Annotated in this window: 22 protein-coding genes and 1 other annotated feature; of the genes, 16 read left to right on the top strand and 6 right to left on the bottom strand. The window is 37.4% G+C overall.

Going from position 1 to position 26,240, the window contains the following annotated elements:
* Window positions 1–97: 97 nt before the first annotated feature.
* The 4 genes from U5921_RS14285 to U5921_RS14270 all read left to right on the top strand — a co-directional run bounded on the left by U5921_RS14285 (window position 98) and on the right by U5921_RS14270 (window position 4,090).
* Window positions 98–400 carry a hypothetical protein gene (locus U5921_RS14285; protein WP_324824130.1) on the top strand — a complete coding sequence of 101 codons (303 nt, stop codon included), beginning with the start codon at window positions 98–100 and terminating at the stop codon, window positions 398–400.
* Window positions 401–577: 177 nt separating this feature from the next.
* A complete protein-coding gene (locus tag U5921_RS14280; RefSeq protein WP_324824129.1) occupies window positions 578–1,258 on the top strand; it encodes a response regulator transcription factor in 681 nt (226 codons plus the stop codon).
* Entirely contained in the window at window positions 1,248–3,038 is a 1,791-nt protein-coding gene (locus U5921_RS14275; protein ID WP_324824128.1) for a HAMP domain-containing sensor histidine kinase, read from the top strand. The genes U5921_RS14280 and U5921_RS14275 overlap by 11 nt, the downstream gene beginning before the upstream one ends.
* Before the next feature lie 185 nt (window positions 3,039–3,223).
* On the top strand, window positions 3,224–4,090 hold the full coding sequence (locus U5921_RS14270) for a uroporphyrinogen decarboxylase family protein (RefSeq protein WP_324824127.1): 867 nt from the start codon (window positions 3,224–3,226) through the stop codon (window positions 4,088–4,090).
* A gap of 58 nt (window positions 4,091–4,148) precedes the next feature.
* Here U5921_RS14270 and U5921_RS14265 read toward each other — a convergent pair whose 3' ends face one another.
* Both U5921_RS14265 and U5921_RS14260 read right to left on the bottom strand, forming a co-directional pair.
* The gene (locus U5921_RS14265) at window positions 4,149–4,547 is read right to left on the bottom strand and encodes a pyridoxamine 5'-phosphate oxidase family protein (protein ID WP_324824126.1); all 399 of its coding nucleotides are present in this window, start codon (window positions 4,545–4,547) and stop codon (window positions 4,149–4,151) included.
* A 357-nt stretch (window positions 4,548–4,904) separates the two neighbouring features.
* Entirely contained in the window at window positions 4,905–5,360 is a 456-nt protein-coding gene (locus tag U5921_RS14260; protein WP_324824125.1) for a staygreen family protein, read from the bottom strand.
* A gap of 309 nt (window positions 5,361–5,669) precedes the next feature.
* Here U5921_RS14260 and U5921_RS14255 point away from each other — a divergent pair, with 309 nt between their 5' ends.
* From U5921_RS14255 to U5921_RS14235, 5 genes are all read left to right on the top strand, one after another.
* A complete protein-coding gene (locus U5921_RS14255; protein WP_324824124.1) occupies window positions 5,670–7,307 on the top strand; it encodes a bifunctional diguanylate cyclase/phosphodiesterase in 1,638 nt (545 codons plus the stop codon).
* Window positions 7,308–7,605: 298 nt separating this feature from the next.
* Window positions 7,606–7,818, top strand: coding sequence for a cold-shock protein (locus U5921_RS14250; protein ID WP_324824123.1), 213 nt, complete (start codon window positions 7,606–7,608; stop codon window positions 7,816–7,818).
* Window positions 7,819–8,012: 194 nt separating this feature from the next.
* On the top strand, window positions 8,013–8,903 hold the full coding sequence (locus tag U5921_RS14245) for a rhodanese-like domain-containing protein (protein WP_324824122.1): 891 nt from the start codon (window positions 8,013–8,015) through the stop codon (window positions 8,901–8,903).
* Window positions 8,904–9,018: 115 nt separating this feature from the next.
* On the top strand, window positions 9,019–9,339 hold the full coding sequence (locus tag U5921_RS14240) for a hypothetical protein (protein WP_324824121.1): 321 nt from the start codon (window positions 9,019–9,021) through the stop codon (window positions 9,337–9,339).
* A 12-nt stretch (window positions 9,340–9,351) separates the two neighbouring features.
* Complete coding sequence (locus U5921_RS14235; RefSeq protein WP_324824120.1) at window positions 9,352–9,801, top strand: thioesterase family protein; 450 nt, start codon at window positions 9,352–9,354, stop codon at window positions 9,799–9,801.
* A gap of 120 nt (window positions 9,802–9,921) precedes the next feature.
* Here the strand turns inward: U5921_RS14235 and leuB are convergent, their stop codons facing one another.
* The 4 genes from leuB to U5921_RS14215 are packed head-to-tail and all read right to left on the bottom strand — an operon-like array spanning window position 9,922 to window position 14,465.
* Window positions 9,922–10,992: a 3-isopropylmalate dehydrogenase gene (leuB, locus tag U5921_RS14230; protein WP_324824119.1), complete on the bottom strand. Its 1,071-nt coding sequence runs from the start codon at window positions 10,990–10,992 to the stop codon at window positions 9,922–9,924.
* A gap of 38 nt (window positions 10,993–11,030) precedes the next feature.
* Window positions 11,031–11,513: a 3-isopropylmalate dehydratase small subunit gene (gene leuD, locus U5921_RS14225; protein WP_324824118.1), complete on the bottom strand. Its 483-nt coding sequence runs from the start codon at window positions 11,511–11,513 to the stop codon at window positions 11,031–11,033.
* Window positions 11,514–12,776 carry a 3-isopropylmalate dehydratase large subunit gene (leuC, locus tag U5921_RS14220; protein WP_324824117.1) on the bottom strand — a complete coding sequence of 421 codons (1,263 nt, stop codon included), beginning with the start codon at window positions 12,774–12,776 and terminating at the stop codon, window positions 11,514–11,516. It lies immediately after the preceding gene.
* Window positions 12,777–12,800: 24 nt separating this feature from the next.
* A complete protein-coding gene (locus U5921_RS14215; RefSeq protein ID WP_324824116.1) occupies window positions 12,801–14,465 on the bottom strand; it encodes a 2-isopropylmalate synthase in 1,665 nt (554 codons plus the stop codon).
* Between the two features lie 84 nt (window positions 14,466–14,549).
* Window positions 14,550–14,800 (bottom strand) — a binding site (T-box leader).
* Window positions 14,801–15,252: 452 nt separating this feature from the next.
* Here U5921_RS14215 and ilvB point away from each other — a divergent pair.
* The 7 genes from ilvB to U5921_RS14180 all read left to right on the top strand — a co-directional run bounded on the left by ilvB (window position 15,253) and on the right by U5921_RS14180 (window position 26,180).
* On the top strand, window positions 15,253–16,917 hold the full coding sequence (gene ilvB, locus U5921_RS14210) for a biosynthetic-type acetolactate synthase large subunit (RefSeq protein WP_324824115.1): 1,665 nt from the start codon (window positions 15,253–15,255) through the stop codon (window positions 16,915–16,917).
* Window positions 16,918–16,944: 27 nt separating this feature from the next.
* Complete coding sequence (gene ilvN, locus U5921_RS14205) at window positions 16,945–17,439, top strand: acetolactate synthase small subunit (protein WP_324824114.1); 495 nt, start codon at window positions 16,945–16,947, stop codon at window positions 17,437–17,439.
* An 86-nt stretch (window positions 17,440–17,525) separates the two neighbouring features.
* Window positions 17,526–18,521 carry a ketol-acid reductoisomerase gene (ilvC, locus tag U5921_RS14200; protein ID WP_324824113.1) on the top strand — a complete coding sequence of 332 codons (996 nt, stop codon included), beginning with the start codon at window positions 17,526–17,528 and terminating at the stop codon, window positions 18,519–18,521.
* Window positions 18,522–18,533: 12 nt separating this feature from the next.
* Complete coding sequence (gene ilvD / locus U5921_RS14195) at window positions 18,534–20,198, top strand: dihydroxy-acid dehydratase (protein WP_324824112.1); 1,665 nt, start codon at window positions 18,534–18,536, stop codon at window positions 20,196–20,198.
* 19 nt (window positions 20,199–20,217) lie between these two features.
* Window positions 20,218–21,426 (top strand): threonine ammonia-lyase, encoded by a 1,209-nt coding sequence (ilvA, locus tag U5921_RS14190; protein WP_324824111.1) that lies wholly within the window; start codon window positions 20,218–20,220, stop codon window positions 21,424–21,426.
* 59 nt (window positions 21,427–21,485) lie between these two features.
* Window positions 21,486–22,556 carry a branched-chain amino acid aminotransferase gene (locus U5921_RS14185; protein ID WP_324824110.1) on the top strand — a complete coding sequence of 357 codons (1,071 nt, stop codon included), beginning with the start codon at window positions 21,486–21,488 and terminating at the stop codon, window positions 22,554–22,556.
* Window positions 22,557–22,733: 177 nt separating this feature from the next.
* Window positions 22,734–26,180: a pyruvate carboxylase gene (locus tag U5921_RS14180; protein ID WP_324824109.1), complete on the top strand. Its 3,447-nt coding sequence runs from the start codon at window positions 22,734–22,736 to the stop codon at window positions 26,178–26,180.
* Window positions 26,181–26,240: the final 60 nt, after the last annotated feature.

The raw sequence follows: 26,240 nt of genomic DNA, 5'->3' as shown, positions 1-26,240 counted from the left end.
TAATATGATCTGCATAAAGCGGAGCCTTTGTAAATCGAAATTTTCGATTTCATTCTATTCACTTTTTTATGATATAAAATAAATGGAGGATTCTAGTATGAACATTCAGTGGTTTAAAAATCCGGATAACATTGTGTATGCGGAAACAGACAAGGTTGTTCCGGCCTTGTCAAAGGAAACAGGAATTTCCGACTTAGGAAATAAGCTTAAGAGCTTTCAGCGCAACCCCAGTCCGGAAGGGCTGACCCTTCGAGGGACAAAAAGAGTTTCAGTTAAACTTTTTATTCCGAATCAAACGTTTGATGAGAGATTAGAGATGGGAGATAATGTTTGGATTTATATGGGTGAAACAAGAGAGTGCTATTGTGTTTATACTCCATGGGAGACAGCAGCTGACTGAAGCCGGGCGAATGTAAAAAGAAATATGGAATATTTAACAAAAAAATCTATAAGACCGCATTTTTTTATTGTGGTCTTATTTTTTTATTCTCTGATTTCATTTACAGTAAAAGATTTCTTTAGGACATAAAGAGAACATATCGGTATAATAAGATATACGGCAGAAGGAGGTAATGAGATGACCTATAAAATATTATTGGTAGAGGATGAATTAAAAATGCAGAATATCATAAAAGACTATTTTGAAGTAAAAGGCTGCAATCTAGTTTGTGCAAATAATGGATTGCAAGCACTGGAAGTTCTTTCTTTGCAAGAATTTGATCTCATCTTGCTCGATGTAATGATGCCAAAGCTGGACGGATTTTCTTTATGTAAGAAGGTACGAAGAGACTCGGAGGTTCCCATTATTTTTTTAACTGCCAAGACAGACGAAGAAGATAAGCTTTACGGATATGAGCTCGGAGCAGATGACTATGTTACAAAACCGTTTTCACTTGCAGTCTTATTTGCAAAGTCCACTGCACTTATAAATCGAACTGCAGGCAGGGTAGTTAGTGAGAAGCTTCAGGCAGGAGGGATTACCATTTATCCTGAAAGAAAAGAGATAAAAATCGATGACAATTATATTAATCTACCCAATCTAGAGTATAAGATATTACTTTTTTTTATTAGAAATGAAAAACGGATAGTAACCAGAGAGCAGCTGTTGAATCAGGTATGGGACCATGCTTTTGATGGGAGCGACCGTGTTGTGGACAGTCATGTGAAAAAGCTGAGAAAAGCGATTAAGCCATACGATTCTTATATAAAAACAATTGTAAAAACAGGATATAAATTTGAGGTGAACCATGAAAAATAGATATGAAAAGAAAAATATATACGTGAGAACTTTAATTAGTCTCTTGATTTTTTATTTGATTACCATGATGATTTTTACCGTGATCTATGAGCAGATTGTAGTGTCAAGAACTGCCTTTGTTAATACCAACAAATTAAGCAATGCAGTGTACATGGCCCAGAAAAGTATGTTCGAATACGAAGCCGATCCCAGCTTGGTAAATCGTTATGCGATTTCAAAAATCTGCAATTCGATTGCAAGCAGTATGGGAGAGCCGCTTTTATATGGAGCTTGTGCTATTTTTGATGAGAATAAAGACTTAATCAGTAAGAGTGGAGAATATCTTGTAATAAATGAGCATATTCAGACAGAATACGGCGACTGGACAACGCAAGCCTTTGGAATCTGCTTGGATGACTATATGAAACCTGACGAAATAAATGAGCTAGAACAGTATTGGCAGTATAGTCCACATTCCTTAGATGAGAAGGTAAAAACGGGCGATTTAGTAAAAGAGTATAAGATTACAGCGGATATATACATAAAGGATAATGAAATTGTTCCAAAGAAGATCATTGTGACAGAAGAAGAATATGAGATAAATGATATTACTTATACATCATTAGAAGATGGGAGTGGTTCGATAGCTTCTTCTTCCCGAAAATTAAATGAGCAATTGGAGAAAGAATATATCTTCCATCCGGAAAATATAGATGATTTTGAACTAAGAAACTTTATAGATTGTTCACTTGAAAATAGTTATACTGTGAAAAATGGATTAGACTATCTTCCTTTGTCAGATTCTGAGAATTTAAAAAAATCATCCTTAGCAAAAGCAGCAGCAGATCCTTCCGTACTGAATCCTATCAACTTAAAGGATCGTTACGTTTACAATTATGCAGAAGGGTTTTTGCAGGTTAAGGTAACCGATATTTGCTATTTTAAAGACAGAGAAATCATGGATGGGAAGGGTTTCTATTTTGTAGTGGAAGGGGTCTTTAACCCTTGGCTATATACTTTTAAATCCCTAGTTTTGGTTTATTTATCCTCGTTCCTCTTACTCCTGTTTACGTGGATATTTCTGTCACGCAAGCTTTGGGAAATTTACAAAAGACAAGAGGCACTTGAAGTGAACAGACGCAGGTTTACGGATGCAATTGCACACGACTTGAAAACACCGGTAGCACTTATCAGTGCCTATACAGAAGCGCTAAAGGAAAATATCAATTTTAAAAAAGACGAATATCTGGATGTCATTGCAGGAGAAGTGCAGAGGATGGATCATATGATAATGGAAATGCTGACATTATCTAAACTGGAATCTGGAGTGCAGTCACTTCATTTAGAAAAAATAAAGATGAATGATCTTATAAAACAAGAGAGTTTAAAATACAATCGGATGCTTATGGAAAGAGAGATTTTGTTGCATATAGAAGAAAATGACTTATTCATCTTAACGTGTGACAGCGTGCAAATGACAAAGGTTCTTCATAATCTTTTCTCAAATAGCCTGCGTTATTGTATAAAAGGGGGAGAGATAACCGTAAGAATAGAGAAATCAGGGTTTCAAATAGAAGATACGGGCGAGCCAATTCCGGAGGAAAAAATGGATCATATTTGGGAACCATTTTACAAGGCGGAAGAATCGAGAAAAAGGGATGAGAGTGAAGCGGAGAATATTGAGGGGACCGGTTTAGGACTCGCAATCGTAAAACAAATACTGGATATGCATCATCTCCAATATGGAATTATGAATACACAAACAGGCGTTTCTTTTTGGATTAGCGAAGAGCGCAGATGAAAAACTTTAATCGAAATTTCTGAATCTTATGGAAATAATATTTTAACAGTATATAATAAACGTATTAAGCCAATTGAGAAAACGAATTAGGAGAATCCAGCAGGGTTTTAATTCATAATACCGATTGGTTATCAAAACAATTTAGCAAATGAAGGAAGTGTGAATGATTGAAAAAGGAGGATTTGATGATGGCTAAATTAGTTGATTTTAAATGTCAATATGCTGATTATCGGGGAATTACACCTGAGTACGCAGCTTCCCTAGGAATGAAGCTACCAGATTTATACTTGCATGCTGAAGATATGGTAAAACTAGCTCTTCAAATTAAACAAGAAAGAAAAAGCAGTTTTTGTAAACTTCCCTTTGACACTTGTGTAGAAGCTGAAAATTTGGGAGGGATGATTAAATATGATGAATCTCCGCTTGGTCCTCGAAAAAGTGTAGATTGTTTAAAAGAAACGGAAGAATTTTTGACTTTGCCTGGAATGGACCCATCAAACGGAAGAATGGCAGAGCTTTTAAAAGCTTGTAGGATATTGACCGAACAAGGTGAAACGGTTGCCTTAGAAATAAGAGGAATATTTGACATGCTTAATTCCTTAATGGACATTCAAAAGGTTTTTATGACATGTGTGGCGAAACCAGATCTTATGAAACAGGTATGTGAAAAAGCAAAAACAGATTTAATTACCTATTTTCTTGCGGCTGAAAAAGCGGGATGCCACTTATTTTTTTATTCGGATTCATCTGGGGGAGTTAATATCATTGGTCCGAGATTTGCGAAAAAAATCGTAGATTGGTTTACATACCCTCTCATCAAAGAGTTGGAACGTGTACTTTCAAAAGAGAGCATTGTGCACATGTGTCCGAAAATTGCATTCATGCTTACTGGTTGCAGCAAGGCAAAATGGAAAGAAGAAACGATTGAAGGAGAAACCGATTATTTGTCAGCTTATCAAAACAACCCGACTGTAAGATTTACAGGTCAAAAATGCAACAGGGAATTAAATGTTGCAGCAAAAAGAAAGATTTTTCATTTAACTGTTAAGTAGTAAAAAAATCCGTCATGAAACGATAAAAACATATCGCATGGCGGATTTTTTCTCTATTTTATAATTGAACTTCTTCAAATTTCCCCTTCATATCAGCGATTTCGGCAACCGGATCTTTCATGTATATCATACCGAGTTTCTGGCCGGTGGTGTCGTTATAAATCTGTTTCAACATAGGCATTGTTTCAAATGCAGCGGAAAGAACTTCCGAATTATCATCAACGATTACTTCACCACGAATCCGGATCCACTCATTGTCTTTAGAGGATGTACAAATTTCAACGTGAGGATTTTTCAATATTTGCTGAAACGTTTTCTTATGTTTTCCAATTGCAAAATAAAGTTTTCCTTCATATACCATGAAAAAACCAAACGGTCTTACCTTTGGAAGCCCTTCTTCTACCGTAGCAAAATAAAAAACTGGATTTTCTTTTAAAAATTGAATAACTTTTTCCATTTCAATCTCCCTTTCTTTACTCCATTTCATTTATTGATTAGAATAATTTTACTTCAATTTTTTTAAAATGACAAGTGAACAACCAGAAATGATATTTTCCGTAAATATATAAGAATTTACATATCATTTGTGAAAGAATGCAAAACGACAGCGATATACTTTAAAAGGAGGAAGATTTATGAAACATAATATGAAATCAGAATTAGCAATTTTAATTGATTGATGGGGGAATGGGTTGAAAGAGAAGGGGGAGAGACGGGACGTAACAAACGGGGAAACTAAAAAGCAAGCAAATTAAAACAGATTTTAACTGAATCCGTGATAAACGGATTCAGTTTTTTTATGTATTATTTGTAATCATGTCTTCATCTCATAGTTCCCGATTGTTCCGAAATCATAGGTTTTATTATATGCGGGATCATCCGAAATAAAATGAATGAGTACGGGGGCATCATTGAGATGTGGGTACTCTTCAAATAAAAATCGGTCTGCCTGACGCAATGCTTCTAGTGCAACCGGCATTTCATTATAAAAAATTGCGTTGCGTATTTTTGCATTTTCAATAACACCTTTTTGATCAACTAAAACAGATCCAATTAGAGTAGGTTTTCCTTCTCTCTTTTCCCAAGAAAGCCGTACTTCATCCCGAATTTCTTTGATCTTGTCTTCTGCATATTCTTCAGAGATCACTATGAATAATTCTCCTGTTATATCTGAGTGCGTTATGGTATATTTACGTGCCGCAATCGGCTCATATGGCGTCATCTTATTTCTATATTGTACAAATATTTTTTTTGGATTTATTTTGCTCAATTAATCACCTTCTTTTTACATTATATGAAAAACAAATTAGATCGTTCTTGAAAGAGACTGATGAGTCGATTACACATATGAACCTTATGTGAAATTTACATAGAAAATATATTATTTTTGCAATTTTTGATGAACTTATCCTTGTTATAAGAAAGGAGGGATAAGAGTAAAAAATAAGATATTTATTAATGCTTAAATAAAATATAAAAAATCTTTATGAATTATTATTATATTTTTGAAAAATATATAATAATAGATTATAATGTTAGAAGTTGTCGTAATAAAAATACTTTAAGTAAGGAACAGGTTATGTTTAACGAATCGATTAATAAATGTATAAGCACCAAAAAAAAGATTTTGGGCTACTTTTTGATAGCATTCTTAATTGCATTGACAGATTTTTTTGTGTATTCAGACGGAGGCTCACAATCAATATTTTCACATGTTATGTATTTTCCAATCTTATTAGCGGCGCTTATTGGAGAAATGAAGCTTTCATTCATGACTGCACTAATAGGAGGTATAACACTGGGTCCACTCATGTATAGGGATGTATCGACTCAAACTTCGCAAGAACCGAGAGAATGGGTTTTTCGCTTATTGATTTTCGTAATTATTGCAATTGTTTTTGGTTTTTTAGTTCAGCAAATTAAGCAGTATGAGATGAAAGAAATGGATCAGTTCTTTTTTAATGATGCCATTGGTTTAGCCAATGCCAATCAGCTAAAAGTTGATTTATCAAAAAGGATTGAAATGAAAGAACCTTTCTCTCTGATTGCCTTTCAAATTTCAAACATGGATCATATCAATCGATATGTTGATTACAGGGTCGGAGAAAAGTCTTTAAAAAAAGTAATACAGATGTTTTTGGATTTTGAAAATTTAGAGCTTGTTTATTTTATATGCAGTAATGAATTTGCCGTCATTCTGCCTAAGCGTAATGTAAAGGATACATATGAGCTTGCTTTAAAGTTTTTACAACGATTGATAGAACCGATTTCTATCAATGGCTTTTTAATTGAAATTATAATGAAAGCAGGGATTGTACATTGTCCTTCGCATAGTTGTCATCCTGATGAGCTATTTAGAAAAATGGAACTTGCATTGGATGAAGCACACGATTCCCTTGAACCGTATATTTATGATGAAGAAACGGAAAGAAAGAATAAAGAAAAATATGAAATACGCCTTTCTTTGCATGATGCCATTCCGAATGAGCAGCTTTTCCTTGTTTATCAGCCTAAAGTTAGTTTAAAGGAGAAGAAAATAATTGGTGTTGAAGCGTTGTTACGTTGGAAGCATCCTAAGAAAGGTTTTATTAATCCAGAAAAATTTATTGCCATTGCAGAAAATGTAGGCTTGATCAACGAAATCACAAAATGGGTTATTCAAAATACAATACAACAATTAACCTTATGGCAAAAAGAAGGAATTTTAGTAAATCTGGCAATTAATTTTTCTCCCAAAGATATGAAAAATAGTAATTTGGTGAATTTTTTGAAACAATCTGTGGAAAGATATAAAATAAATTCCCAATGGATTGAACTTGAAATAACGGAACGTGGGATTATAAAAAATATGGATTTTGTAAAAACACTGCTAAATGATGCTAGAAGTTGTGGATTTACAATTTCTATGGATGATTTTGGAACAGGATATAATTCATTGCTTAATTTAATTCAACTTCCTATCGATTATATAAAAATTGATAAGTTATTCATTGATCAAATTAAGGATGATGAGGACCCAATTGAATTAAAAAATATTATACAAATGGCACACAGATTAGGTATTCAGGTTATCGCTGAAGGCGTTGAAAATCGGAATCAATTAGAATGGCTTAAGGAAAATGAATGCGATTATATACAAGGCTACTATTTTAGTGAACCTTTGTTGCCGAATGACTTGGTGAAGTTTATCAAAAACTTTCCTATAAATTTAGGATGATGGGATTTCTTAAGCATAAAAAATCGAACCAGCATGTAGGATACAACAATAAATGAATCATGCTTTTTCTTAGAATATGAAGAAAGCTTTTACTTGAGGACAAGGATCTTTTGTATGCATTTTACAGAATTAATCTTTAGTTCTTGACAAATATAGTTGTTAAATGTATAATTCAAGATGTATACTAAATGTTCGATTGAGTTCACATGTTTTTGTAAGTCATTTGCTCGTTTTATGGTTTACAAAGATATGTGAACTTTTTAAATGTTTGGTTGCAATAATTTTAGGAGGTACTCATATGCATAATGGTACAGTAAAATGGTTTAACGCAGAAAAAGGATTTGGATTCATTTCAAATGATGACGGTAGTGATGATGTATTCGTACATTTCTCCGCTATCGTAGCTGATGGTTTTAAAACGCTCACTGAAGGTCAAAAGGTTACTTTCGATACCGAAACTGATTCTAGAGATAGCAGTAAAATTAGAGCCGTAAACGTTCGTTTAGCATAGCAATCATACATTGAAATAATAAATTCTTGTTGAGTCAAAAAGAACAGTCATGTAATATTTCTTGATTGTTCTTTTTTCATACAAAGAACAATCGATTGTAAATCATATTGACAAATATAGGAATACCATATAATATGACAAAAAAGCTAATGCAAGATCACGATAAAAAGTGAAACAGATAGGAGAATCTTTATATGAGATATGCGAAGCTGATGATAGTAATAGGACTGCTTATTATTTCTACGATGATTTTTTCTGCATGCACAAAGTCGGAAGAGTACGAGAATAGAGGGTATCAGAAAATTACAGCCGAAGAGGCTTATCAGGAAATAAATGAAAATCAAGACGCTATTATTTTGGATGTACGTACAAAGGAAGAGTACGATGCAGGTCATATAAACGGGGCGATATTGCTTCCAAATGAATCCATTAAAGAGGAGAAGCCTGAGCAGCTTCCGGATTTAGATGCAGAGATTTTAATCTATTGCAGAAGTGGAAATCGAAGCAAGCAAGCCGCTGAGAAACTGGTTGATTTGGGGTATACTAATGTGAAAGAATTTGGCGGAATTTTAGACTGGACTTATGGAATTGTGAGCAGTGATGAAAATTCTCCGGCAGAAGTCAAACAACCAAGCATGAGTTGGTTTGAGACAATGGATTTAGAAGGTAATGCTGTTACACAGGAAATTTTTTCAGAATATGATTTAACCATGATTAATGTGTGGGGAACTTATTGTACACCATGCCTAAGAGAAATGCCGGATTTGGGGAAGATCAATAAAGAATATAAAGAAAAGGGTGTTCAAATCATCGGAATTCCTATTGATGTATTTGGACCTGATGGTAATATATCAGAAGATCAAGTGAAAAAAGCAAAGGGAATTATAGAAGATACCGATGCTTCTTATATTCATTTACTTCCTTCTGAAGATTTAATCTATGCAAAATTAAAGGACGTTGATGTGATTCCATACACCTTTTTTGTAAATAGCCAAGGTGAAATCATAGGGGATGCGTATGCAGGTTCCAAATCGGAAGAAGAGTGGAAGCAGATTATTAAAGAGAAATTAAATATAAAGAAATAGCATAGAACATATTTGACATAAATGACAACCCTTGATTTCATGTAAAGGCGTGCTATTATAAATAATAGATTCTATTGCAGAACATCGTATTCAACAATAAAGAAGGAGTAACTTTATGGTATGTAAACATTGCGGAGGACAGCTTAAAGATGGAAGTAAGTATTGTGAGTTTTGTCAAGCGGAAACCGATTCTCCTCTATCCGAAGAAGAAAAAGCAAAGAAGCATATAGAGGAATGTTTAGGAATGACGGAATCAGAACAAAAGGATCCGACTTGGTGGGAAGACAGTTGCGGAGGTAGTGAGAATGGCGGCTTCGGACATGGCTTGACCGGAAATGATAAAGATTTAAAATATGCTTTGACAATAGTCGGTATTGTTGCAGGCATTATTATTATAGCCCTTGCTGTAAAAACGATTGCAAGCGTATTTATATAAAGGAGAATCGAATTGAAAATATTACCGCTGATAAGAATTGCAAATTATTATGAAACGGATCGCATGGGAATTATTCATCATTCAAATTATATTCGATGGTTTGAAGAAGCGAGAGTCGATTATTTAGATAAAATTGGGATGCCGTATTTTGAAATTGAAAAAATGGGAGTAATGATGCCTGTATTAGAAGCGCATTGCGAATACAAAGATCCGGTTCACTTTGGTGATACAGTTGTTATTTTGACTAAGATAAAAGAATTTAAGGGAGCAAGGCTCACGATTTCTTACGAAATTTATGATAAAGAGACGAAGAAGATAAGGACGAAAGGGGAAACAAAGCATTGCTTTGTACATGCCGAAACATTTCAGCCTTTACGTCTTCGCACCGATTATCCAAAGATGAATGAACGCATTTTAAAATTGGTGGGAGCTGATATAGTGGACTGGGAAAGCAATTCTTAATTTAATTAGATCTACATAGATATAAAAGTATTGCATGACAAACATAGAAAAAGCGGATACAAGACATATCCGCTTTTTTATTTCACAGGTATTTTTTACCAACAAATGAAGAAGTTCAACTTATAAGTTTTCAATAATGAGTTTTCCCATTTCTGTACAGGATACTTTTATTTTACCTGAACTCATAATATCCGTAGTCCGATACCCCTGATTTAATACACTGTGGACAGCGGCTTCAATGTTCTCGCTTTCTCTTGCCATATCAAAAGAATATTTCATCATCATAGCAGCAGAAAGTATGGTTCCAATTGGATTGGCAATATTTTGTCCTGCAATATCCGGTGCAGACCCGTGGATTGGCTCATACATACCGCGGGTACCATTACCTAAGCTTGACGAAGGAATCATGCCTATGGAACCGGTTATCATGCTTGCTTCGTCAGATAGGATATCGCCGAACATATTTTCTGTAACAATAACATCAAATTGAGAAGGACATTTTACAATCTGCATTGCTGTATTATCAACCAGCATATTCGTATATTGAATATCTGGATAATCCTTTGCGGTCTGCTCCATAACGCGTCTCCACAGTCTGGAAGTATCCAAAACATTTGCTTTGTCTACCGATATGACATTTTTATTACGTTTTCTTGCTGTTTCAAAAGCAATTTTTGCAATACGTTTAATTTCATGCTCGCTATAACTCATTTCGTCGCGTGCAATCAACTCGTTATTTTCTGTGGTTGTGCTTCTTTTTCCAAAGTAAACTCCACCAATCAATTCACGAACAACGACGAAATCAATTCCTTGATTCACGATGCTTTCCTTTAGTGGAGATGCTTCGGAAAGTTGAGGAAAGAGCTTTGCAGGGCGAAGGTTTGCATACAGCCCCATTTCACTTCGAATAGACAAGAGTGCCTTTTCCGGGCGGATGGAAGGGTCTGTCTTATCCCATTTTGGTCCGCCGACTGCACCAAGCAGTACGCTGTCGCAATTCAAGCATTTTTCTAAACTTTCTTTAGGAAGAGAAGTGCCGTACTGGTCAATTGCATTTCCGCCTGCTGCAACTTCTTGATAGATAAACTGATGCCTGTATTTCTGGCCGATCGCATCGATTACCTTCATTGCTTCGGTTACGATTTCCGGACCGATACCGTCTCCTTTTATAATTGTAATTGTTTTATTCATATATTCATCTCCAGACTTTTTTAGCTTACTAACTTCTATTATTGGTTGATTGAATTTAACAAACCATTGCTTCGGATAATTTCCTTAATAAAGTCAGGAAATGGTTCCGCTTGATAGGTTTTATTCGTTGTAAGATTTGTGATAACTCCGTTATCAAAGTTGACGGATACTTCATCGCCGTTTTGAATGTCGTCGCTCGCTTCTTCACATTCAAGGATTGCTAAACCTATATTGATTGCATTTCGATAAAATATGCGAGCAAAGGTTTTTGCAATAACACAGGAGATACCCGATTCTTTAATTGCAATTGGCGCATGTTCTCTGGATGAACCACATCCAAAATTGAAGCCTGCTACCATAATGTCTCCATCTTTTACTTTTTTTATAAAATTTACATCGATATCCTCCATGCAGTGAGAAGCAAGCTCTTTATGATTTGCTGTATTTAAATGGCGTGCAGGGATGATGACATCTGTATCTACATTGTCGCCATATTTATGTGTAAAGCCTTTTGCATTCATTTATTTTACCTCCTTAGTACCGCTGATTTTACCGGTAATTGCCGAAGCCGCTGCCACAGCTGGACTTGCCAAATAAACTTCTGAATTTTTATGTCCCATTCTTCCAACAAAATTTCGATTTGTCGTTGCTACACAACGTTCTTGTTCTGCAAGGATTCCCATATAGCCACCAAGACAAGGACCGCAGGTCGGGGTGGAGACAATGCAGCCTGCATCAATAAATGTTTCTAAATATCCCAGTTTCATTGCTTCTTTATAAATTGCCTGAGTAGCCGGAATAATGATTGCCCGAACATCCTTATGGACGTGTTTACCTTCTAATATTTTTGCCGCAATGGCCATATCAGATAGGCGGCCGTTCGTACATGAACCGATGACTACTTGATCGATTTTAATGTCACCGACTTGATCAATGGTTTTTGTATTTTCCGGAAGGTGAGGGAAGGAAACGGTCTGCTTGATCTTCCCTAAATCAATTTTGATGGTTTTTTCGTATACTGCATCTTCATCTGCTTCGTAAATGGTATATGGACGGTTCACTCTTCCTTCCATATAGGCAGTCGTGATTTCGTCAACCTTAAAGATACCATTTTTCGCACCAGCTTCAATCGCCATGTTCGCCATGCAAAGCCGGTCATCTATTGTCAAGCTTTGCAAACCATCTCCTACAAATTCCATTGACTTATATAAAGCACCGTCAACGCCGATTTCCCCGATGATATGAAGAATAACATCTTTTCCGCTGACATCCTCGGAAAGCTGTCCGGTCAAAACGAATCGAATGGCCTCCGGAACTTTAAACCATGCTTTACCAGTCGCCATACCTGCAGCCATATCCGTACTGCCTACACCAGTCGAAAAAGCACCGAGTGCACCATAAGTACAGGTATGCGAATCCGCACCAATGATGAGTTCTCCTGAAGCAACCAGCCCTTTTTCCGGAAGAAGTGCATGTTCAATTCCCATCTCACCTACATCGTAATAATTTTCAATTTCAAAACGCTTTGCAAACGTACGGCATTGCTTGCATTGTTGCGCTGCTTTTATATCCTTATTTGGCGCAAAATGATCCATTACCATAGATATTTTTTTCGTATCAAAAACCTGATCGAAACCCGCCTTTTCAAATTCATTGATGGCCACAGGGGAGGTGATATCATTGCCTAAGACCATATCTAGATTAGCACGAATTAGTTGCCCAGCTTTTACAGAAGGCAGTCCGGCGTGTGCGGCTAATATTTTTTGTGTCATTGTCATTCCCATAATGATGACTCCTTTCTATACTCCTTATTTTAACGTTCGATTGATGGCACTTACCATAGCGTTGACGGACGCAGAAATGATATCCGGATGAATGCCAACGCCCCAAGTTACATTGCCTTTTGAATCCTCTACGCCTACGTAAGCACAGGCTCTTGAATTCGAACCATTTTCCAATGCATGTTCACTGTAAGAGATGATATTATAATCAAGCTCCAAACAGCAATTTTTTAATGCATTGCTGACTGCATCCAAACGACCGTTTCCGTTCGCAGTAAAAGAGTAGGGTTCTCCATTGATTGTAACCCATATCGTGGCGATGATACCATTTTTTTGCTGAAATTTAACTTTGGTAATTTCAATTGGATTAAAGCAATTCACGTATTCACTTGTAAAGATATCATGGATTTCCTGATGGGAAAGTTCTTTATGATTTTCATCAGAAATTTGCTTAATCTGGTATCCGAAGCTTTCTCTCATGGCATCTGGCAGCTGATAGCCAAAATTCTGTTCCAAAAGATACCCAATGCCCCCCTTACCGGATTGACTATTGATACGAATTACATCCGTTTCATATTCTCGTCCGACATCATTTGGGTCAAGAGGAAGGTAAGGGACATTCCAAATTCTTTGTTCTTTTTTATCGCGATATTTCATTCCTTTTGCAATCGCATCCTGATGTGATCCGGAAAATGCTGCAAATACTAATTTTCCGCTGTATGGCTGTCTTTCATGAACACGCATGCGCGTAACCGATTCGTATAAATCTACGACAGCCGGCATATTACTGAAATCAAGGTGTGGATCAACCCCATGTGAGTACAGATTCATTGCCAAAGTTACAATGTCAACGTTTCCAGTACGTTCCCCATTTCCAAATAAGGTTCCCTCAATTCGATCCCCTCCGGCGAGCAGTCCAAGTTCGGCATCGGCAACTCCAGTTCCACGGTCATTATGAGGATGAAGTGAAATGATTAAACTTTCTCTGTCATGTAAAGCACTGCACATGTATTCAATTTGACTTGCATATACGTGAGGCATCGACATAGAAACGGTGGCTGGAAGATTAATAATCATTTTTTTATCACGAGTTGGTTTCCAGATGTCTATGACTCGGTTACATATTTCTGCAGCAAAGTCCATTTCCGTCCCGGTAAAGCTTTCTGGTGAATATTGGAATTGAAATTCTGTTTCAGGATAGGCTGCGGCATACTTGTTGAATAAATTTGCACCGAATTCTGCGATTTCAATAATCTGTTCTCTTGATTTTTTAAAAACTTGCTCTCTTTGTGCAAGTGAGGTTGAATTATATAAATGAACAATTGCCTTTTTTGCACCTTTTAGTGCATGGAATGTTTTTCGAATGATATGTTCCCTCGATTGTGTCAGTACCTGAATGGTTACATCATCGGGGATATGATTTCCCTCGATAAGGGTTCGCAAAAACTCATATTCTGTATCAGAAGCAGCCGGAAAACCAACTTCAATTTCTTTAAAACCAATGGATACTAGGAATTTAAAAAACTTTAATTTTTCCTCTAAGCTCATAGGAACAATCAGAGCTTGATTTCCATCACGTAAATCCACGCTGCACCAAATAGGAGATTTCTCAATGTGATCTTTTTTTGTCCAATGCATTTCACAAGACGGCGGCATAAAATAGCCGATTTGATACTTATCAAAATTTTTCATAATATCTTCCCCATTTCTTCTTATTTTTCATTCTGATTTCTTTTAAGATAAAAAAAATCAGCCTTCGACTCATGCACTTTTGTGCAAAGAGACGAAGGCTGTTAAAAAGCATCCGTGGTACCACTCTCGTTGGTATGAAAATACCCACTCAATCGTATCGGCAAAACTGCGAATACGCTCTCATATGTAACGGTGAGAAACCCGGTCGCGCCTAAGAAATCTTTTAGCTGACTGCTCAAGGGTGAGCTCGTTTTTAGAAAATGTGTTATCTCGCACCAGACGATAACTCTCTGAAAGCATTTGATCTAAAACTTTGTCCCTGTCATAGCATTTAATTATAAAGTTTTCAATATCATACTGTATTATTTTAGATGTGTCAACCTCATTTTTGAATTTTTTTATTATATTATAAATATCCTTTTAGAGAGATTGTCTAAAAATTCTAAAAATAGATGTATGGGATGGAAGCTACTTTATTATACAATTCAAAAGAATGTTTTCATACTATAAAGTTTATTTTTACAATTGCTATAATTTAAACTTTTTTATCTCAATTTTCTTTTCAAATTTAATAATTTGTTGTATACTAACAAATAATTGAATTATTCTTTGATGCAATGTTTGAAAAAATGAATTCTACTATTTTTTTAAATATTTTTAAAAATCGTTTGACAGAGTAAAATGTATCCGTTAAAATAGGTGCAATAACCATCTTGAAAACAGATGGTTTTCAAACTATATAGCAAAAGATAGACAGAGATGGGAAATTGGAAGGCGGTGAATAAGTATGAATTTGACAGGCGCAGAAATTTTAACAGAAGTTTTATTGGAACAGGGAGTCGATACCATTTTCGGCTATCCCGGAGGCGCAGTCCTAAACATATATGATACCCTCTATGACTACCAGGATCGAATTACACACATTTTAACAGCTCATGAACAGGGAGCTTCTCATGCTGCGGATGGCTATGCCAGAGCAACTGGGAAAACAGGTGTTGTCTTGGCAACAAGCGGACCGGGTGCAACGAATTTGGTCACCGGAATTGCGACTGCATATATGGACAGCATACCGATGGTAGCCATTACAGGAAATGTTAGTACTTCGTTGTTGGGAAGAGATTCATTTCAAGAAATTTACATTACCGGAATTACGATGCCAATTACAAAACATAATTTTTTGGTAAGAGATGTAGAAGAATTAGCTGATACTATACGCAGCGCATTTCGAATTGCAAATTCCGGTAGAAAAGGTCCGGTGCTAATTGATATTCCGAAAGATATTACAGCAGCCAAGTGTGAATTTGTAAAAAAAGAACAAATTCTTATTAAAAAACAATCCAAGAAAAATAGGGATCAGATTGAAAAAGTGTCAGAAATTATAAACGAAGCGAAACGCCCTGTTATTTATTTTGGAGGCGGTGTCAGCTTGGGAGATGCTTCGAAAGAATTAAAGCAATTCATAAATAAATCAGGAATTCCTGCGGTTCATACAATGATGGGAGCAGGGGTATTATGCCACGATGATATTCATAATTTAGGCTTGATTGGAATGCATGGAAAAAGCAGCACCAACAATGTAATTAGTGATGCGGATGTTGTGATTGCAATTGGCGCTCGATTCAGTGATCGAGTGGCACTGAACCCTAAATATTTTGCACAGAAAGCAACGATTATTCAGCTTGATATCGATCAAAGTGAAATCAATAAAAACGTGTATGTTGATTATGGCGTTGTCGGGGATGTAAAGGATATACTTAACGATTTATATCCTCGTATAAAAGAAAACCAGCAAAGCGAATGGATGAAAAAAATACAGGTGTGGCAGGATAAAGATTACAAGCCAGTCGATAGTGATACAGTCTTAAAGCCTCACCAAATTATTCGGATTCTTTGTGAAATGTCGGAAAAAAATACGGTGTACGTCACTGACGTAGGACAGCATCAAATGTGGGCTGCACAATATTTGGAACATCTTGAGCCTCGTTGCTTTATTACAAGCGGAGGACTTGGTACAATGGGATTTGGATACGGTGCGGCAATTGGTGCAAAATTCGGTGTTATGAATGAAAAGAGAGTGATTCATATTACAGGTGACGGTTCATTCCACATGAATTTGAATGAAGCGTGTACTGCTAAAACTTATGAATTACCGATTATTACTATTATAATGAACAACTCTGTTTTAGGTATGGTTCGTCAATGGCAAACCAGTTTTTATAAAAAGAAATATTCCCATACTGATCCACAAAGGAAGACAGATTTTATGAAAGTAGCGGAAGGATTTGGCGTAAAAGGATACCGTGCATCAAATCCAAAAGAATTTGAAGCTGTATTAAAAGAAGCATTAGAGCAAAAAGGTCCGGTTTGGATTGAATGCTTGATTGATAAGGATGAAAAAGTATTGCCTATGATTCCGGCAGGCGGAACGATTGACGATATGATTATGGATTAACTAGGAAAGAGAGGGGTCATGATGTCAATGCAAAGAAAAGTAGTGAGTGTACTTGTGAATAATCATCCCGGAGTTCTGACTCGAGTGACCAGTTTGTTTGGACGCCGTGGGTATAATATTGATTCTTTAACGGTTTCTGTTACGAACATTCCTGATATTTCCCGTATTACCTTAGTTATTACGGGAGATGTGCATATGTTAGAGCAGATGATTGCACAAACGTCTAAATTGGAAGAAGTGAGAGAAATATTTGCATTAAATATGGATGCGAGCTTAGTGCGTGAGCTGCTCTTAGTAAAGGTAGCTGCAGATGAAACCAATCGAGGGAACATTACCGCCATTGCAAATGTGTTTAAAGCTAAAATTATTGACTTATCGGTGGAAAGCATGGTGCTGGAGCTTACCGGCGAGCAGAATAAAATCGATGGATTTTTAACGGTATTGGGTGAGTATGAAATTTTGGAAGTTTGCAGGACAGGAATTACTGCCTTAAGCAGAGGCCCTGTGAATTATCACGTATAAATTGAAAGACAATTTGATTCGTTAAAACCATAATAAATGTATTACATGTAGTTAAAGATAAAGGATAAGAAAAAGGAGAGATGGAAATGATTAAAAAGTATTATGATGAAGATTGCAATTTAAGTTTGTTAGATGGTAAAACCGTTGCAATTATTGGTTATGGAAGTCAGGGGCACGCACATGCCCAGAATTTAAAAGAGAGCGGAGTTGATGTTGTAGTCGGTCTTAGAAAAGGTTCTGCAAGCTGGGCAAAGGCAGAAGAAGCCGGACTTTCGGTTATGGAAGTGGAAGAAGCAGCAGAAAAAGGAAATCTGGTTATGATGCTCGTACCGGATGAAGCTGCGGCCGACATTTACAAAGCACAGGTTTCCAAGCATATGAAGGAAGGCGATGTGCTTATGTTTGCGCATGGATTCAATATTCACTTCAACCAAATCATTCCTGAGAATTCCATTGATGTTATTATGGTTGCACCGAAAGGACCGGGACATACGGTTCGCAGTCAGTATCTTGAAGGAAGAGGTGTACCAAGTTTAATTGCCGTTTATCAGGATAAAAGTGGCAAAGCAAAAGATTATGCACTTGCATATGCCAGTGGAATTGGAGCAGGGCGTGCCGGCATTTTGGAAACTACCTTTAAAGAAGAAACTGAAACTGATTTATTCGGAGAACAAGCAGTACTTTGCGGCGGTGTTACCGAATTGATGAAGGCTGGATTTGACACTTTGGTAGAAGCAGGATATGAACCGGAAATGGCTTATTTTGAATGTATTCATGAAATGAAATTAATTGTTGACCTGATCAATAGCGGTGGGTTTGCAATGATGCGTTATTCCATCTCCAATACCGCAGAATACGGTGATTACAGAACTGGCACACGTTTAATTACAGATGAAACCAGAAAAGAAATGAAAAAAGTTCTTCATGAAATACAGAATGGTGAATTTGCAAGTGAATTTATACAGGAGTTTAAGAGCGGTGGACAAGCAAAGTTCCTCGCAACACGTCGTATGGAATCACAACATCCATTAGAAAAAGTTGGAGCAGAGCTCAGAAAGATGATGAGCTGGTTAAAAAAATAAGGAGAAAATTCTATGGCATTACGTAGTGCAAATGTGACACAAGGCATAGAACGGGCTCCGAATCGAAGCTTATTTTATGCAATGGGTTATACAAAAGAAGAATTAGATCGTCCTTTAATCGGAGTGGTATCCGCGCATAGTGAAATTGTGCCGGGCCACTTCCATTTAGATAAGATCACAGAAGCAGTAAAAGCAGGCGTACGTATGGCAGGAGGAACACCGATTGTTGTCCCTGCCATTGGTGTTTGTGACGGCATTGCAATGGGACACCTTGGAATGAAATATAGTCTTGCCAGTCGCGAATTGATTGCTGATAGTGTCGAGACCATGGCAATGGCACATTGTTTCGACGGTTTGGTGTTAGTTCCGAACTGCGATAAAATTGTCCCTGGCATGATTATGGCAGCTGTCCGTTTGAACATTCCTGCAGTCGTGTGTTCCGGCGGTCCGATGATGGCTGGACTTGTTGATGATAAAGAAACAAGTCTATCCCAAATGTTTGAAGCTGTTGGCGCTAGAAAAGCAAATTTGATTGATGATGAAAAACTGATGGAATTTGAAAATAATACCTGTCCGGGATGTGGTTCCTGTGCTGGAATGTATACAGCAAACAGCATGAATTGTCTCGCGGAAGCAGTTGGCATTGCACTTCCAGGAAATGGAACGATCCCGGCAGTTCACAGCGGTCGAATGCAGCTTGCAAAGCATGCTGGAATGGCGATTATGAATCTAATTGAGAAAGATATAAAAGCAAGAGATATCATTAATGAAAAATCTCTTAAAAATGCGCTTGCTTGTGATATGGCACTCGGCTGTTCCTCAAACAGTGTACTTCATCTTTTAGCAATTGCAAATGAGGCAGGTGTATCTTTAGATTTAAATTTATTTAATGAAATCAGCGGAAAGGTACCAAATCTTTGCCACTTAGCCCCAGCCGGTGAAACGCATATGCAGGATCTAAATCGTGCAGGAGGAATTCCTGCCGTGCAAGCCGAGCTGGTAAAAGGCGGATATTTGGATGACAGTGTAATAACTTCTACAGGAAAGAGTATAAAAGAAAATATTACAGGTGCTTATATTAAGGATACCAATGCGATTCGCCCGATTGAAAATCCTTATAGTAAAACAGGAGGAATTGCTATTCTTTGGGGTAACATTGCTAAGGACGGGTGCGTTGTAAAGCAAAGTGCGGTAGCAAAAGAAATGCTGGTTCATACCGGCCCTGCGAGAGTCTTTGACAGTGAAGAAGAAGCGATTGATGCAATCTATAAGGGTAAAATTGTTTCAGGCGATGTTGTTGTCATTCGATATGAAGGGCCAAAAGGGGGACCGGGCATGCGAGAAATGCTGAACCCTACAAGTGCCTTGGCTGGAATGAAGCTGGATAAAACAGTAGCGTTAATTACGGATGGAAGATTCAGCGGAGCAAGCAGAGGCGCATCGATCGGTCATGTCAGTCCGGAAGCTGCAAGTGGTGGAGAAATCGGCTTGATTGCAGAAAATGACTTGATTGAAATTAATATACCAGAATCCAAAATTAACGCAATGGTAAGTGAAGAAGAATTTGAGAAGCGGAGAGCGCTTTATGTACAGCCGGAGCCAAATATAAAAACCGGATGGCTTGCACGCTACGCTAGGATGGTTTCTTCCGCAAACACTGGAGCGGTTATGAAATAAGACTGGAGGAACTAGACCTATGCTAACTTTGGATAAAATATATCATGCTGCTTTTATTCTAAAGAATGTGGCACGTAAAACAGACTTAATTGCAGCTTCAGCTCTGCCGAATAAAGGGTGCGAGCTTTATTTAAAAACAGAAAATCTTCAAGTAACCGGCAGCTTTAAGCTGCGTGGTGCTTACTATAAAATCAGCCAATTAAACGAAGAAGAACAAGCAAAGGGAATCATTGCCTGCAGTGCAGGCAATCATGCGCAGGGCGTTGCATTAGCCGGAGCAAAAAATAACATTCCGAGCATCATTTGTATGCCAGATGGTGCGCCGATCAGTAAGGTGGAGGCAACAAAAAGCTATGGTGCTGAGGTATGTCTTGTAAAGGGAAGCTATGATGATGCGCACACAAAGGCGGTTGAATTGCAAGAAGAACACGGCTATACCTTCATTCACCCTTTTGATGATGCAGATGTGATCGCAGGGCAAGGAACCATTGGGCTTGAAATTTTAGATCAGCTGCCTGATGTAGATGCTGTTATTGTGCCGATTGGCGGCGGTGGACTAATCAGTGGTATTGCGTATGCAATCAAACACTTGAAGCCCGAGTGCAAAGTTTATGGAGTACAAACTAGCGGGGCACCAAGCATGTATCAGTCCATTCAAAAAAAAGAAAAGATTACTTTAAATTCTGTGGATACCTTCGCAGATGGAATTGCTGTCAAGCATCCGGGAGATTTAACGTATGATATCATTTCAGAATATGTAGATGAAATTGTCACTGTAAGCGATGATGAAGTGGCGGCTGCTATTTTAGCATTGATTGAAAAACAAAAGCTGATTGCTGAAGGCGCAGGAGCGGTTTCCGTAGCGGCTGCATTATTTAATAAAATTGATCTTTCAGGAAAAAAAGTAGTAAGTGTAGTAAGCGGCGGAAATATTGATGTCAGTATTTTAAGCCGTGTAATTACCAGAGGGCTTGTAATGAATGGAAGAAACAGCACGTTGACCATTGCACTTACTGACAAGCCAGGACAACTGCAAGGTGTAAGTGAGATTATCAGTCGTTGCGGCGGAAATGTGGTTAGTGTACATCACGATCGTGGTGATCAAAATATGGCAATTAATAGCTGCTTCTTAAAAATCAGCATGGAAACAAGAGATCATGAACAAGTAGCAGAAATCAAGAAGGCACTTACGAGTGCCGGTTTTAAATTGGTAAGCGAACGAGTATAGGCGAAATATATCCGCTCTGTATCAATATAGATGATAGCCTAAGAAAGGATGTGACAACATTGGAATCTATAAAAATTGAATTAGCAAAAAATCCAAAAGTAAAGCCAACTGATGAAAATTCTCTTGATTTTGGGAGTGTTTTTTCAGATCATATGTTCATTATGAATTATACAAAAGAAAAAGGATGGCATTCTCCGCGAATTGTACCTTACGGACCGCTGTCTCTCGATCCTGCAGCAATGTGTCTACACTATGGGCAGGAAGTATTCGAAGGAATGAAGGCTTATCGCGCGGAAAACGGGAGTATAAATCTATTTCGTCCGGATGAGAATTTTAAACGCTTAAATTTATCCAATGACCGCCTTTGCATTCCGGAGATCGATGTGGATTTTTGTATTGAGGCAACTAAAAAACTAGTGGAAATTGATAAGGAGTGGGTACCAAGTGCTCCAAATACATCCCTTTATTTAAGACCTTTTATCTTTTGTCACGAACCAAACTTGGGGGTAAAAGCTGGGGATGAATATCTGTTTGTTATCATTGCATCCCCATCTGGTCCATATTATAAAGAAGGCCTGAACCCCGTTAAAATTTATGTAGAAAATCAATACGTTCGTACAGTAAAAGGTGGAACTGGCATGGCAAAAACTGGCGGGAATTATGCTTCCAGTTTAAAAGCAGGTGTTGAGGCACACGAGCAAGGATACAGCCAGGTATTATGGCTGGACGGAATCGAAAATCGTTACATTGAAGAGGTTGGTGCTATGAACATCTTTTTCCGAATCAATGATGAAATTATTACACCAGAGCTTTCCGGAAGTATTTTAGGTGGAATTACTCGTAAAAGCGTCATTGCACTGCTTCAAAAAGACGGGTACAAGGTAAGCGAACGAAAAATCAGCATTTTAGAAGTAGAAGATGCACATAAAAACGGTGAATTAAAGGAAGTCTTCGGAACCGGCACGGCAGCGGTAATCAGTCCGGTAGGTATCTTAAAGTATAATGATAACGTAATGGAAATCAATCATCAGGAAATCGGTGAATTAAGCCAAGCACTTTATGATAGATTAACCGGAATCCAATGGGGAAAAATAAGCGGGCCCGAAGGTTGGGTCGTAAAGGTTTCCTAAAAAAACATTTCTTATTTTCAGTAAGAAATAATACGATAAATCGAAGACCTACTTTTATTAGTAGGTCTTGCATTTTTTGGCGTATTTTGATACAATCTATAGATATATTATTTTTTTGAAAGAATGAGATAAGCCTTTTTTAAAAGGATTATAAATAGAAATAGGAAAGGGGAATTTATGAAAACATTTAAACGTATTTTAGTTGCGAACCGTGGTGAAATCGCAATCAGAGTATTTCGTGCATGCAAAGATCTCGGTATTCGATCCGTTGCCATTTATTCGGAGGAAGATAAAAATTCACTATTCCGTACAAAAGCAGATGAATCTTATCAGGTTGGCAAAGGGAAGGCTCCAGTTGAGGCTTATTTGGGGATGAGTGAAATCATTGAATTAGCAAAATCAAAAGGTGTTGATGCAATCCATCCTGGTTATGGATTCCTTTCGGAAAATACAGAATTTGCCCGCCTCTGTCAGGAGGAAGGAATTGAGTTCATTGGTCCGACCCATCAAATGATGGAGCGATTGGGTGATAAAATTCAATCGAAGATTGTAGCACATGAGGTTGGCGTTCCGACCATTCCGGGTGTGGATGAAGCGATTAAATCCGAAGAAGATGCATTAAAATTTGCTGAATTCTGCGGCTATCCAGTTATGTTAAAAGCAGCAGCCGGCGGCGGTGGACGCGGGATGCGTATTGTAAGAGAAGAAAAAGATTTGCTTCCGGAATTTAATAGTGCTCAAAGCGAAGCCAGAAAAGCATTTGGAATCGATGATATTTTTATTGAAAAATACGTAGAACGTCCAAAACATATTGAAGTTCAAATTCTAGGAGATAAATTTGGAAATATCGTACATTTGCATGAAAGAGACTGCTCCATTCAAAGAAGACACCAAAAAGTAGTAGAATTCACTCCTGCTCTTTGCATTACAGAAGAGCAGAGACAGGCAATCTGTAACGATGCGCTGAAAATTGCAGGCGCGGTTGATTACCGAAGTGCAGGAACCGTCGAGTTCTTGCTGGATAAGAATGGGAAACATTACTTTATTGAAATGAATCCGCGTATACAAGTAGAGCATACGGTTACAGAAATGGTTACAAACATTGATATTGTACAGGCACAGATTTTAATTGCGCAGGGTTATACTCTCGACTCAGAAGAAATCGGTATCAAATCTCAAACAGATATTAAGCCAAGAGGATTTTCCATTCAATGTCGTGTTACAACTGAAGATCCAACGAATCAATTTGCGCCGGATACCGGAATTATTGATGTGTATCGTACCGGATCGGGCTTTGGGATTCGACTTGACGGCGGAAATGGCTTTACAGGTGCAACGATTACTCCTTATTATGACAGCTTACTTGTTAAGATTACTTCTTTAGGTAGAACTTGGAAAGATGCTGTCAACAAATCGAGCCGTGCATTAGATGAATTAAAAATTAAGGGAGTAAAAACAAACCTCAATTTTCTTGTGAATGTACTTCACAGCAAAGAATTTATTGAAGGTACTTGTGATACAGGCTTTATTGGAGATCACCCAGAATTATTGAATATAAAAGTGAGCCAAGACAAGGAATTAAGAGTTTTGCGTTTCCTTGGAAATAAGAGTATCAATGAAAGAAAAGGTAATAAACCACAATTTGACGTACCACACGTTCCGAAATTTGAACCTTCCAAATTAGAAAACCTCTCAGGCACAAAACAGATTTTAGATAACCAAGGCCCTGATAAGCTTGCACAGTGGGTTTTGGAGCAAAAACGACTGCTTCTAACCGATACAACAATGCGTGATGCACAGCAATCATTGATGGCGACGCGTGTAAGAACGATTGATATGACAAAAATTGCACCAGCTATTTCTTATTATGGAAAAGATTTGTTTTCTTTAGAAATGTGGGGAGGCGCAACCTTTGACGTTGCATATCGGTTCTTAAATGAAGATCCGTGGGAACGCCTTGCAATTCTTCGTGAGAAAGTCCCGAATGTGTTGCTTCAGATGCTCATACGTGGTGCAAATGCAGTTGGATATAAAAATTATCCGGATAATGTTGTACGCAAGTTTGTTCAAGAGGCTGCGAAATCAGGTGTTGATGTATTCCGAGTCTTTGATTCACTAAATTGGATTCAAGGTATGGAAATTACTATGGATGAGGTTCGTAACCAAGGAAAGGTCGTTGAAGCTTGTGTTTGTTACACAGGAGATATTTTAGACGAAAAAAGAGATAAATACAACTTGAACTATTATTTGAAAATGGCCAAAGAATTAGAAAAACGTGGTGCGAATATTCTTGCTATTAAAGATATGTCCAGCTTACTGAAACCTATGGCTGCTCACAAGCTGATTACGGCATTGAAAAATGAGCTGACTATACCTGTGCATCTTCATACACATGATACAAGCGGAAACGGTGGCGCGACTATATTGATGGCTGCTATGGCGGGAGTTGATATTGTAGATACTGCATTTAATGCGTTTGCAGGATTAACAAGCCAACCGGCTCTGAACTCCATTGTTGCAGCTCTTGAAAATACGGATCGTGCAACAGGCCTTCCTTTAGACGGCATGCAGGAGATTTCAAACTATTGGAATTCAGTGCGCCCGGTATATACACAGTTCGAATCAGAGTTGAAGGGCGGAACCGCGGAAATTTATAAGTATGAAATGCCGGGAGGACAGTATTCCAACCTACGCTCACAGGTACAGAGCTTTGGACTGGAACATCGTTTCCAAGATGTTAAAGAAATGTATAAGATTGTAAATGAAATGCTGGGAGATATTGTGAAAGTAACACCGTCTTCAAAAGCTGTTGGAGATATGGCGATCTTTATGGTTCAAAATGATTTAACGCAGGAAAACATTTATGAAAAAGCAAGGGACATGGATTTCCCAGATTCTATTGTGTCTTATTTTGAAGGGATGATGGGTCAGCCTGAAGGCGGTTTCCCTGAAAAACTTCAAAAATTAGTATTAAAAGAGCGCAAAACTATTACAACCAGACCGGGCGAATTGCTTCCGGATGAAGATTTTGAATTGATACGCAAGCACTTGAAAGAAAAATATAGTATCGAAGCAACTGACAAAGAAGTTTTAAGCTATGCGTTATATCCAAAAGTTTTTGAAGATTATCTAAATAACCAGAAAAAAGAAGGTAGCTTTAAATACATGGGAAGCGATATTTTCTTCCATGGTTTAGAAGAAGGCGAAACCTGTGAAGTAAAAATTGAAGAGGGTAAAGTACTTGTAATTAAGCTTTTGGAAATTAAAAATACAGATGAGGATGGTAATCGTGAGGTTGTATTCCAAGTAAATGGCATCACTCGATCAGTTGTTATTAAGGATAAAGAGGCGAATACAAAAGCCAGTAAACAATCCATTTTAATTGCAGATAGTGATGATGAACATGAAATAGGAGCTAATATTCCGGGTAATATCATTAAGTTATTGGTAAAAGAAGGAGAGACTGTTAACGCAGGTCAGCCAATCGCAGTGATTGAAGCGATGAAAATGGAAACCAATATTATTGCGATTATCGAAGGCGTGGTTGATAAAATCTATGTAAAAGAAGGACAGCAGGTAATTTCCGGAGAATTGATCGCTAAAATGAAAAAAGAAGAAGAATGATTTTTTCTAAATTTCAATCAAACAAATACTAAAAAAATGCAAGTCAATTGACTTGCATTT

Origin of the sequence: Sinanaerobacter sp. ZZT-01, from assembly GCF_035621135.1 — a bacterium.
GTDB lineage: Bacteria > Bacillota > Clostridia > Peptostreptococcales > Anaerovoracaceae > IOR16.
The sequence above is the reverse complement of the archived record's forward strand: the minus strand, read 5'-3'. Positions and strand labels throughout refer to the sequence as shown.

Bases quoted from the DNA above. Each gene is read 5' to 3' on its own strand.
- U5921_RS14285 (WP_324824130.1), top strand. From the start codon at position 98: ATGAACATTCAGTGGTTTAAAAATCCGGATAACATTGTGTATGCGGAA.
- U5921_RS14280 (WP_324824129.1), top strand. From the start codon at position 578: ATGACCTATAAAATATTATTGGTAGAGGATGAATTAAAAATGCAGAAT.
- U5921_RS14275 (WP_324824128.1), top strand. From the start codon at position 1,248: ATGAAAAATAGATATGAAAAGAAAAATATATACGTGAGAACTTTAATT.
- U5921_RS14270 (WP_324824127.1), top strand. From the start codon at position 3,224: ATGATGGCTAAATTAGTTGATTTTAAATGTCAATATGCTGATTATCGG.
- U5921_RS14265 (WP_324824126.1), bottom strand. From the start codon at position 4,547: ATGGAAAAAGTTATTCAATTTTTAAAAGAAAATCCAGTTTTTTATTTT.
- U5921_RS14255 (WP_324824124.1), top strand. From the start codon at position 5,670: ATGTTTAACGAATCGATTAATAAATGTATAAGCACCAAAAAAAAGATT.
- U5921_RS14250 (WP_324824123.1), top strand. From the start codon at position 7,606: ATGCATAATGGTACAGTAAAATGGTTTAACGCAGAAAAAGGATTTGGA.
- U5921_RS14245 (WP_324824122.1), top strand. From the start codon at position 8,013: ATGAGATATGCGAAGCTGATGATAGTAATAGGACTGCTTATTATTTCT.
- U5921_RS14240 (WP_324824121.1), top strand. From the start codon at position 9,019: ATGGTATGTAAACATTGCGGAGGACAGCTTAAAGATGGAAGTAAGTAT.
- leuB (WP_324824119.1), bottom strand. From the start codon at position 10,992: ATGAATAAAACAATTACAATTATAAAAGGAGACGGTATCGGTCCGGAA.
- leuD (WP_324824118.1), bottom strand. From the start codon at position 11,513: ATGAATGCAAAAGGCTTTACACATAAATATGGCGACAATGTAGATACA.
- leuC (WP_324824117.1), bottom strand. From the start codon at position 12,776: ATGGGAATGACAATGACACAAAAAATATTAGCCGCACACGCCGGACTG.
- U5921_RS14215 (WP_324824116.1), bottom strand. From the start codon at position 14,465: ATGAAAAATTTTGATAAGTATCAAATCGGCTATTTTATGCCGCCGTCT.
- ilvB (WP_324824115.1), top strand. From the start codon at position 15,253: ATGAATTTGACAGGCGCAGAAATTTTAACAGAAGTTTTATTGGAACAG.
- ilvN (WP_324824114.1), top strand. From the start codon at position 16,945: ATGCAAAGAAAAGTAGTGAGTGTACTTGTGAATAATCATCCCGGAGTT.
- ilvC (WP_324824113.1), top strand. From the start codon at position 17,526: ATGATTAAAAAGTATTATGATGAAGATTGCAATTTAAGTTTGTTAGAT.
- ilvD (WP_324824112.1), top strand. From the start codon at position 18,534: ATGGCATTACGTAGTGCAAATGTGACACAAGGCATAGAACGGGCTCCG.
- ilvA (WP_324824111.1), top strand. From the start codon at position 20,218: ATGCTAACTTTGGATAAAATATATCATGCTGCTTTTATTCTAAAGAAT.
- U5921_RS14180 (WP_324824109.1), top strand. From the start codon at position 22,734: ATGAAAACATTTAAACGTATTTTAGTTGCGAACCGTGGTGAAATCGCA.